The following is a 9395-nucleotide window of genomic DNA, read 5'->3' as shown; positions in this document are numbered from 1 at the left end:
CGGAAGTCCTGGTGCCCCCGGAAATCCTCCTGGAATCCCCGGTCCCCCCGGCACACCGGGCCCGCTTGGAGGTCCCGGAAATCCTCCCCCGGCCCCAGGCGGTGGAAAAAACCCCATATATAATCGCTCCTTTCCAACGAATAGGCATAATCATCATATGCATTCGCGGAAAGGATGCCCGGGCGAAGGCCCATAACAACCTGTTCTTTCCCTACTTCTAATTCATCCGTGCCAACCGGGGAATTCATTTGCGGCGGGTTATAATACATCCGCTCAAGGCCAATACTGTGGGGCTAGCCCCCTCTTGCTCACTATAGTTACAATGAAGAATCTATATGAACGATGTGGCTATTGAACTGCGTCCCGCTCCATTCTGTATACGCCAGCGATTCGCCTGACGGGCTCCATCGCGTCACGGTATTTCCGATGCCCACCGCAATCTGGGTCGACTCGTCGCTTAGCATATCGTACACATAAAGACCGTGGGTCGTCCCGCTGACATCCGCTTTGAGGCTGTACGCAATCATCCGCTGATCCTGCGACCAGGATACGCCTCCAAGCTCGGCTCCTTCCGCAATCGTCTTACGATTGCCCCCGGTCTCATCACACCACACCAGTGTGCTTCTATCCCCAACCTGCTGCAGCACAAGCAGCTGATCTCCGCTCGGCGATGGTACGACATCGTACACATGCTCCAAGCCGAGGCTTGCCTTCTCCTTGGTTGCAAGGTCCAGCACCTGCAAGGTTTCATCAGCACTGGTGTTGTAATACCATTTATCCTTCATCTTGTGAACGATGAATAACGCTTCCTCCTGTAATTCATCAATCGTTGTGATCTCCCCTGCTTTAGTCGCCATATAAGCACCGCCGCTGTATGCCGCACCGATGATCGTATCATTATCGGCCCATCTGGCGCTCATAGCTCCACCAATCGATTCGCCGTAAAGACCGACTTCCTCCCCCGTATCAAGGTTCATCATATAGTACACCGGGTCGCCTAAAGAAACTTCGCTATAGAGCAGATAGCCTTTGTCTGCGGATAAGGCAGCTTCCCCCAGAAAGGCGTTCTCCCGTTCCTTCAGCAGCTCATATTCCTTAGTATCAAGATGGTATACATACAGGCTTCTCGGGTAAGCATCCGACAGCTCTGCCAGGCTCATCTTCTCCAAAGCTTCGTTGTCCTTGGCAACGATCACCGTATCTTCATCCAGCCAGTCGGAAATTTGCATATTCTCATACGGGTCGATCCGCTCTACCTTGATGCTCGGCCTGCCTGCGGGTTCACCGGCATCTTCAATGACGGTAATCGTGCCGCCCGGCTTTTCAATGACGGTTGTATTCCCCTCCTTCTCCTCTTCACAGGCTGTTATGGTGAACAGCAATGCCAATATCGACACAGCTTTTAGCAGCGTTGTATATTTCATAAGTTCATCTCCTCCTTGCTCCTTATGCTATCAGGAGATTGTTTCCGAATTCGCCGCCACCTATTTCGAAGATGTAAACAATTGTTTCGAAAATATTACCGTCCACCCGTACCCGAGAAATCACAGGCTGGCAACGAGACGCGGAACGTTGTTCCTTCCGTTCCGGTCTGCACCAGCTCGACGGAGCCTTCCTGCGATTCGGCGTACTTCTTGGCAAGTGCCAGCCCTAAGCCGACCCCGCCGCTCTGCCGGGATCTGTTCTTGTCCACGGTATAGAACGGTTCGAAGATTTGCCGCGCCACCTCATCCGGGATGCCGATGCCAGTGTCGGCAACTTCAATGACCGCCCGGCCGTCCTTCAAGTAATTCTTTACCACAATACGCCCTCTAGGCTTATTGTACTTAATGGCATTGTCCAACAGGTTAGCAAGGATAATGGTCAGGATGTCTTTATCCGCCTCGGCGTAAACTTCCGTCAGACGTTGTTCCAATTGAATGCCAAACTTGTCCATCTTCCCCTTCAACCCGTCCAGAACCGGTACAACCACTTGCCGTATATCCAGCCGCTCTTTGCTGAATTCGAAATCGTACTTCTCTAATGCAGACAGCTGCAGCACTTTATCGACCATCTCGTACAGCCTCTCGGTTTCGCTCCTTATAGTCGCCTTTGCCGTTTCCAGCAGCTTCGGATCGTCCGGATACATATCCAGCAAGTCGAGATAGGCCTTCACGGAGGTGAGCGGCGTTTTAAACTCATGCGTGACGTTGCCGATAAATTGCTTCTGCTGCTCGATATGTCCCTTGATCTGCTCGCTCATGGCATGAATGCCTTCACTGAGCGTTCCCATCTCATCCTTGCGTTTAAGGACCATCGTTTCATATCGACCTTCCCGGACACTGTTCACCATGCGGTTCAACCGGATGATCGTATTCGCGAATGAATTAAAATAGACATAAGCCAACACAAAGCTAAGCATAAATACGCCGCCGCCGATCCAAATAAAAAGCTGCCTGATTTGATTATAGAACGCCAGGTTCTCCGATAAGGAGTAGTAGAACTGGACGACACCCACCTGATCGTTACCGACCCTTAGCGGGGTCATATAATACAGGGAATCATGCTCAGCCCAATAAGCGGTTTTATTGTCAAGCGCAAACGTCAGTGTCTCCTTCAAGCCGTCGGATAAACGAGCGGAGCTCCTGGAGCTGACGACGGCCCCTTCCCGGTCGTATAGAACGACCGACTGCCCGCTGATCAATGCCAGCCGCTCTGCAAACTGTTCTCCTTCGGACGCAAGGAACGCTTCAGGAACCTTGCTCGGTTCAGCCAGGATGGTCTGGATAAAGAATATGTTCGCCGTGACCGCCTGCTGGGCTAAATATTGCTCATACGAGCTCTGCTGATTTCGTTTGATTCCCTCCAATACGAGCAGGCTCAACACAAATACGGTAAGCAGCAATAAGACGGCCAGAAAAATACTAAATTTTATTCTTATGCTGTTGGTCACTGCGCCCTCCTGCTGCTTTATAACCGACGCCATGAACCGTCTGGATCAGGTCGCTGAACTCCGCCCCGAGTTTCTTTCTCACTCGCTGGACATGAATATCCACGGTGCGTGTGCCCCCGATGTAGTCCATTCCCCATACCGAATCCAGCAGCTGCTCCCGCGTATACACTCGGCCGGGGTTTACCGCCAATAGGGCCAATAGGTCATACTCCTTCGGTGTTAGCTCCAGAGGAATATCGCCTGCCACCACACTTCGCCTGCCCACATGCAGCCTCACGCCGCCCAGGTCAATCTCTTCCGGCTCCGGCTTCTCCGCTGCAGCCTGCATTCTCCGCAGCAGTGACTTCAAGCGAGCCAGCAGCTCTCGCATATCAAACGGCTTGGTCATATAATCATCCGCTCCGAGCTCCAGTCCCAGCACCTTGTGGACAATATCCTCTTTGGCCGTAAGCATAATGACGCCCATACTGCCCCGGTCAGGAAATTTCTTCAGGATATCGTAGCCATCCATTCCCGGCAGCATCACATCCAGAATAACGGCATCCGGCCGAAACTCAAGCATCTTCGGAATGGCCGCTCCGCCATGATCGACCACCTCGACGCGATATCCCTCTCTTCTGAGCGCATAAGCGATAGCATCCGAAATCTGCCTTTCATCCTCCACCACTAGAATTTTCTCATTCATCGGACGGTACGTCTGCGATGGGTTCGTGAACCACGCACACACAGCGGTGCTCCGTCCAGCCTGCCAAAGCCCTTTTCGAAGATACGTTACATTCGGTTACTCCCTGGCTCATCACATGCCCTCCCCAACAATAACTTCCTTCATCCATAATATCGCAAGCGGGATAGAACATGCACCTGGGAATGAGTATCTGATCGGCTCCTATTTTATTCTGTTGAGGATATATATGAAAAAAAACCATTGACGCACTCCCGCCATCAATGGTTGTTTGGTTCCTCGGTACATGTCATTTATGCTTTCGTTCTAATATACCTTCTTCAACATCTCAATCGCTTCATCCAGGGTAAGCCCGAAGGATTTGTAATACGAGGTGTCAAGAAGCATTTGCTTCAGGATCATTTCATTGCGAATCTCCAATTTTCGATCAGCGGATAGTTCGGCGACAAAACAGCCCTTCCCTGTTACGGTATGAATCAACCCGTATCGCTCTAGTGCCTCCCAAGCCTTTTTGACCGTAATGACACTGATGCTAAGCTCCTGAGCCGCTTGTCGGATCGGTGGAAGACAATAGCCGTTTTCCAATTCTCCCTTCAGAATCTGGGCGCTGATTTGCTCAAAAAGCTGCTGGTATATCGGTTTGTCCGATGCGTTCGAGATTGCAATGTTCATTAGACTTCCACTTGGAGGAATCGTTTCACCGCAAGCCGATTAGCGATGACGGAAAACGCCGAGAAGATCACGATTCCAGAGATCAGGATGAAGGCCTGGAGCCTCACTTGCTGCGCGCCGGTTCCGTAGAAAATCTCATTCACAACCGGGCTTTGAATGCCGATCCATTGGGTGATTCCGGCGAACAGCATGGCGGCCGTAACGGCGGCGAGCAGCGCCCAGCCGAATTTGTAAGCCGTTTTATAGAACATCGGGATAAAGATGAGGTTAAAGATCGCAAACATGACAAAGTTTAACCCCCAGAAACCCATATTCGGCGGGAAAAAATAATAGGTTACATTCGGATATAAGCTCATCGAAATGGAACCGAAGATCGCGGCAATCACAATATGCAGCAGTTCAAAGCCGGCGACAAGGGTTACCCTTGCTTTTACCATATCTCGTTTGGCGACAGGCATCACCGACGTAAACATCAAATCGTTCTGCGCTTTAAATTGGTTGAACACATTCGGAATCGTGATCCAGCAGAAATACAGCGGAACCACAAAGTAAATCCAACCGGGAATGAGCATTAAGGCACCAAACAAGAGAGGAAACAGAAAGAAAAAGGGGGGCACGGCCAGCCGTACATCCTTCATCACCAGGTTATACATACTCATCCTCCTTCTTCGCATAATAGACCATGATCTCCTCCAGGCTCGGCGTTGCCGCCTTTATGTTCCAGGAGTTATCGAAGTCACTCGCGGGAATCAACCCTGTAAATCCAAAAGAATTCATCCTATAGGAAATCAATCTGTCCTTCACCTGGTTCAGCTGCGCTGCAGAACCATTGAGAAGAAGATAGGACTCTTTGAACTCTTCCTTCTCCCCGCTGTGGACGATTTGCCCATCTACAATGAAGGTTATATAATCCGCACACTTCTCCAAATCTGAAGTAATATGCGTCGAGAACAAAATGCTGATTTCCCCGTCGGCGACAAGTCCTTGAAAAATATCCAACAGCTCGTTCCTTGCCACCGGGTCAAGCCCGCTTGTCGGCTCATCGAGAATGAGAAGCTTTGCCCCGTGGGACAAGGCGATGGCAATGCTGTATTTCACCTTCATTCCCGTCGATAGCTCGGCAATCCTTTTGTTCTCATCCAGCTTGAATCTCCGAAGGTAATTGCGGTAGGTTCCCTCGTCCCATTTGGCATAGAACTTCTTGATCACATTGGTCAATGTCTTCAATTTGCTTCGGGTGTAGAAATCTACACCGCCCATGGCGTACCCAATCTCCTGCTTCAGTTCAAGTTCGTACTCGGCCATATTTCTCCCCAATACATGAATTTCTCCGCTATCCATGCGGGTCATATTCAGAATGGATTTGATCGTTGTGGTCTTCCCTGCGCCGTTCGCACCGATAAAACCCATAATATAGCCCTTCTCCAGCTGAAACGATACATTCCTAAGTTGAAAATTGGGGTATGTCTTATTTACATTTCGAATGTCTAATGCAAGCACCTCATCCATCCCTCCTCACCAAATTGTGCATATCGTGTATTCACAATATATCTCTTGCGAGGTGATCTTGTCAATGCCTGCCAAAAAGTTTTTATCGAGAGGCTTATAACGATCTCACGCTCTACGCGCAGCGCTGGAGTAAAACACATCCCCATGCATATGCTGAATTCTGTCCCAGTGCGCGGGGTTCATTGTATCTGGAGAGCGATTCTCCAGAATGCCCTGGTACAGCGCTGTCTTCTCTACCAAATGGGCAACGTGCCGTTTGGCTTCTTCGAGCTTAGCGAGCGCTGCTTCTTTATGCTCCATCATGAGTGCGTAGCGTTGCGGAATGGTCGAATCCCCCTCGAGACATAAATCGATGTACTTCTTAATGACATCGATCGGCATCCCGGATTGCTTGAGGCATTTGATGCCATGCAGCCAGTTGATCGATTCTTCGTCGAATAATCGAATATTATGCGCATTGCGCTGTATGCTTGGCACCAGACCTTTATCTGTGTAAAAGCGAACGGCGTGCTCCGTGAGTCCCGTAATCTGAGCGGCTTCTTTGACCGTATACATGTGGATTCCCCCTTAAAAAAATAAAAGCCTCTTGCCTTCGTGTTACACGAAGGCACTAAGCTTATTGTAAAGCAGCTGAGCCGTAATCGGAAATCCCGCTCCAGTCCCCGATGCTCGGGGATACGCACCAGTTGCTGTTATACATTTGAACCATAGGAGGAATCGCAATGCAAACTGTAACTTTGAATAATGGTGTGAAAATGCCCATCCTAGGCTTCGGGGTGTACCAAATTCCCGATGCGGAAGAGTGCGAGAACGCCGTGTACGAAGCGCTGTCGGCCGGTTACCGCTTGATCGACACCGCCGCCGGTTACCTTAACGAGGAAGCGGTTGGACGTGCGATCAAACGCAGCGGTGTGCCGCGTGAAGAGATGTTCATTACGACCAAGATCTGGGTTCAGGATGCTGGCTACGAGAGTACCAAGCTTGCGTTTGCCAAATCCCTGAAGAAGCTGCAGCTGGACTATCTCGATCTATACCTGATTCACCAGCCGTTCGGCGATTACTACGGCACTTGGCGGGCGATGGAAGAGCTGTACCGGGAAGGCATCATCAAGGCCATCGGGGTCAGCAATTTCATGCCGGATCGTCTGATGGACCTGATTGTGCATAACGAAATCGTCCCCGCCGTCAACCAGATTGAAACGCATCCGTTCTATCAGCAGACAGAGAGCGCTGCCTTCTTGAAAGAGCAGGGCGTGCAGCACCAGTCATGGTCGCCGTTCGCGGAAGGACGGGGCAACCTGTTCGGCAACGAAGTATTGACTTCGATTGCTGAACAACACAACAAGTCCGTGGCCCAGATCGTATTGCGCTGGCTTGTTCAACGGGAAATTGTTGTCATTCCAAAGTCGGTTCGCAAAGAACGAATCATTGAGAATTTCAACATTTTCGATTTTGCATTAAGCGAGGACGATATGGAACGCATTTCGGCTCTCGATACACGGGAGAGTCTATTCTTATCGTACCGCGATCCGGAGGTCGCCAAGATGATGGGCAACTGGAAAATCGAGCTGTAAGCCTGGGTTCGGTTTCTCCATGTATCGGATCTATCGGCGTAAACATAATGGCGGCTATGCAGCCGCCATTGCCCATTAATGCAAAACTATTGAAATAGCACTATATACCAATAACAACGCCATAATTACATTAAACGGTCTTCTATACTGTATTAAAACCTTTTGAAATATAAAGCCGAATAAGCCCCAACTGCAAGAACTCATTATTCCAACCACCCCCAAAAAGAGTGAGAAAATGAAGTAACTAATGTAGGAATTATAATAAGGAAGAAGGAAGGTTCCCACCACGGTTATGCCATAAAGCACGCCCTTTGGATTTATAAATTGGAGTAATACCCCCATTACAAAAAGATTTCGATCCCTGCCTTCATTCCCCTCCCTACCATGATGATTGTCATTTTTACTGGTAAGTGTTTTGAAAGCCAGATAAAGCATATACCCTACACCTAAAATGGTCAGTGGAAGCTTTATAACTGGCAGCAGGTTTATAAGCACAAGGTTAAAAAAACTACACAATAAGGCAAGAACAAAAAATCCTGCTCCGACTCCTAAACAAAACGTCATTGTTTTCAATAATCCATATTTGTTCCCAAACGACATCGCCATAAAGTTATTGGGGCCTGGGGTAAAGCTGTTCACAAAAACAAACAACAAGAATGAAAACATAGGCATGTTGATCTCCCTCCTTCGTTCGTGTGTTATAATGTATGAAACGTACAGTATAACTTATTATAATATATTGTACATACCGGACGTTATAATGTAAATTGCATAGGAGTGATTTTTATGGAAGAAATCAACATGATATTGGCAAGAAATTTAAAGGCGATTAGGGAGAAGGAAAGACTAAGCTTAGAAAAGGTCTCAGAATTAAGCGGTGTCAGTAAAGCTATGATCGGACAAATTGAGCGAGGAGAATCCAGTCCGACACTTTCAACGATTTGGAAAATTGCTAATGGATTAAAGGTCTCCTTTACTTCTTTAATTCATAACCCACAGCCTGATGCCAAAGTGATTTTAAGAAATGAGATGCAGGTCTTATCTGAAGACAATGGAAGGTATCGGGTATTTCCCTCCGTTCCCTTTGAGGAGGAGAGACGTTTTGAAGTTTACTCTATCGAAATGGATAAAGCGGCGAGGTTAAGTTCAGATCCCCATAGAAAGGGTACCGAAGAATTTATTACGGTTTTCGAGGGGGAGGTTACTATTACGGTGAATGATTGCCAATACAGGCTGAGCAATGGCGATTCTATTCGATTTAAAGCGGATCGGCCCCACACCTATTATAATTCCGGAGTAACATTAGCTCGTTTAAGTATGACCATTTATTACCCCCTGTAAAATGCCTTTAGGAAATTCACCACTGGTCCAACGGGTGATTTGCACAGGGGTATACCCCCCTGCTACCAAACCGCGGCTAAATACATAGCCTAACCACAATGCGTTCAGGCTCAATGTTATTTGTTGCTTCCACTTACCAGTTAAACTGGTTTACTTCTGTTTGTTCCGTTGCTGCTAAATGGGATCTTTCGTACTCTGCGCGTTTCACGTACTCAACTGGCTAAAGCCAAAACAAAATGGCGGCTATCCAGCCGCCATTGCCCATTTTCTCCAGCTTGTCTTAGTCCCTTACACTAACACTTTAGACAGCCGTATCGTCAGTTGCGAAGTCCCTGTCCACCTTAAACACCACCACGGTTTTCTTCCTTATACTGTTGGAGTTCAAGCGCTATATTGGCTCTGAAATGATGTTTGGCACTCCATTTCAATATCTTAGCTTTTCCTGCCCATTCTCTGCCTTCATCGAGAACAAGAGTACCCTCCGAGAAGCATTCGACATCCCCGGCACAACTGACGCTGAATAGAGGATATATGGACAATCACCCCGTTATGCTGATCCACCATACAAGGCAAGAATCCACGGTCGAGACGGACCGATGGAACTGGTTGGCGTTAACGTCGTCTGCAAAATCCTCATCTGTTAGAGCTAGAGCCCCTGGAGTTTAAACAATTTTATTTTACAGTC

Annotated in this window: 11 protein-coding genes and 1 pseudogene; 2 read left to right on the top strand and 10 right to left on the bottom strand. The window is 48.6% G+C overall.

Features of this window, described 5'->3' with window-relative positions; translation table 11 throughout:
* From CHH67_RS26540 to CHH67_RS18660, 8 genes are all read right to left on the bottom strand, one after another.
* Positions 1–269, bottom strand: a 269-nt coding sequence (locus tag CHH67_RS26540; RefSeq protein WP_218832036.1) for a hypothetical protein, incomplete at its 3' end; no start/stop codon positions are given.
* 48 nt (positions 270–317) lie between these two features.
* Positions 318–1424, bottom strand: coding sequence for a TolB-like translocation protein (locus tag CHH67_RS18690; RefSeq protein ID WP_095266737.1), 1107 nt, complete (start codon positions 1422–1424; stop codon positions 318–320).
* A 95-nt stretch (positions 1425–1519) separates the two neighbouring features.
* On the bottom strand, positions 1520–2932 hold the full coding sequence (locus CHH67_RS18685) for a sensor histidine kinase (protein WP_179292164.1): 1413 nt from the start codon (positions 2930–2932) through the stop codon (positions 1520–1522).
* Positions 2904–3617, bottom strand: a complete 714-nt coding sequence (locus tag CHH67_RS18680) for a response regulator transcription factor (protein WP_095266751.1) — start codon at positions 3615–3617, stop codon at positions 2904–2906. The genes CHH67_RS18685 and CHH67_RS18680 overlap by 29 nt, the downstream gene beginning before the upstream one ends.
* Before the next feature lie 303 nt (positions 3618–3920).
* A complete protein-coding gene (locus tag CHH67_RS18675) occupies positions 3921–4286 on the bottom strand; it encodes a GntR family transcriptional regulator (protein WP_095266735.1) in 366 nt (121 codons plus the stop codon).
* Complete coding sequence (locus tag CHH67_RS18670; protein WP_342351963.1) at positions 4286–4945, bottom strand: ABC-2 transporter permease; 660 nt, start codon at positions 4943–4945, stop codon at positions 4286–4288. Before CHH67_RS18670 ends, CHH67_RS18675 begins: the two co-directional genes overlap by 1 nt.
* Complete coding sequence (locus CHH67_RS18665) at positions 4932–5786, bottom strand: ABC transporter ATP-binding protein (protein WP_095266750.1); 855 nt, start codon at positions 5784–5786, stop codon at positions 4932–4934. The genes CHH67_RS18670 and CHH67_RS18665 overlap by 14 nt, the downstream gene beginning before the upstream one ends.
* A 114-nt stretch (positions 5787–5900) precedes the next feature.
* On the bottom strand, positions 5901–6350 hold the full coding sequence (locus tag CHH67_RS18660; protein ID WP_095266731.1) for a MerR family transcriptional regulator: 450 nt from the start codon (positions 6348–6350) through the stop codon (positions 5901–5903).
* Positions 6351–6517: 167 nt separating this feature from the next.
* Between CHH67_RS18660 and CHH67_RS18655 the strand changes: the two genes are divergently transcribed.
* A complete protein-coding gene (locus tag CHH67_RS18655) occupies positions 6518–7369 on the top strand; it encodes an aldo/keto reductase (protein ID WP_095266729.1) in 852 nt (283 codons plus the stop codon).
* A 75-nt stretch (positions 7370–7444) separates the two neighbouring features.
* On the opposite strand, the gene CHH67_RS18650 is transcribed toward CHH67_RS18655, so the two are convergent.
* Positions 7445–8041 carry a LysE family translocator gene (locus CHH67_RS18650; RefSeq protein WP_095266727.1) on the bottom strand — a complete coding sequence of 199 codons (597 nt, stop codon included), beginning with the start codon at positions 8039–8041 and terminating at the stop codon, positions 7445–7447.
* A 114-nt stretch (positions 8042–8155) separates the two neighbouring features.
* Between CHH67_RS18650 and CHH67_RS18645 the strand changes: the two genes are divergently transcribed.
* Positions 8156–8710, top strand: coding sequence for a helix-turn-helix domain-containing protein (locus CHH67_RS18645; protein WP_095266725.1), 555 nt, complete (start codon positions 8156–8158; stop codon positions 8708–8710).
* A gap of 507 nt (positions 8711–9217) precedes the next feature.
* Here CHH67_RS18645 and CHH67_RS26840 read toward each other — a convergent pair.
* A pseudogene (locus tag CHH67_RS26840) lies at positions 9218–9372 on the bottom strand (short-chain dehydrogenase); the annotation flags it as partial.
* Between the last annotated feature and the right edge of the window lie 23 nt (positions 9373–9395).

It is taken from the genome of Paenibacillus campinasensis (assembly GCF_002272015.1).
Taxonomy (GTDB): Bacteria; Bacillota; Bacilli; order Paenibacillales; family Paenibacillaceae; genus Paenibacillus_AQ; species Paenibacillus_AQ campinasensis.
Note: the sequence above shows the minus strand (reverse complement) of the source record. Positions and strands in the feature narration are given on the sequence as shown.

Bases quoted from the DNA above. Each gene is read 5' to 3' on its own strand.
- CHH67_RS18690 (WP_095266737.1), bottom strand. From the start codon at position 1,424: ATGAAATATACAACGCTGCTAAAAGCTGTGTCGATATTGGCATTGCTG.
- CHH67_RS18650 (WP_095266727.1), bottom strand. From the start codon at position 8,041: ATGCCTATGTTTTCATTCTTGTTGTTTGTTTTTGTGAACAGCTTTACC.
- CHH67_RS18660 (WP_095266731.1), bottom strand. From the start codon at position 6,350: ATGTATACGGTCAAAGAAGCCGCTCAGATTACGGGACTCACGGAGCAC.
- CHH67_RS18645 (WP_095266725.1), top strand. From the start codon at position 8,156: ATGGAAGAAATCAACATGATATTGGCAAGAAATTTAAAGGCGATTAGG.
- CHH67_RS18675 (WP_095266735.1), bottom strand. From the start codon at position 4,286: ATGAACATTGCAATCTCGAACGCATCGGACAAACCGATATACCAGCAG.
- CHH67_RS18670 (WP_342351963.1), bottom strand. From the start codon at position 4,945: ATGAGTATGTATAACCTGGTGATGAAGGATGTACGGCTGGCCGTGCCC.
- CHH67_RS18655 (WP_095266729.1), top strand. From the start codon at position 6,518: ATGCAAACTGTAACTTTGAATAATGGTGTGAAAATGCCCATCCTAGGC.
- CHH67_RS18680 (WP_095266751.1), bottom strand. From the start codon at position 3,617: ATGAATGAGAAAATTCTAGTGGTGGAGGATGAAAGGCAGATTTCGGAT.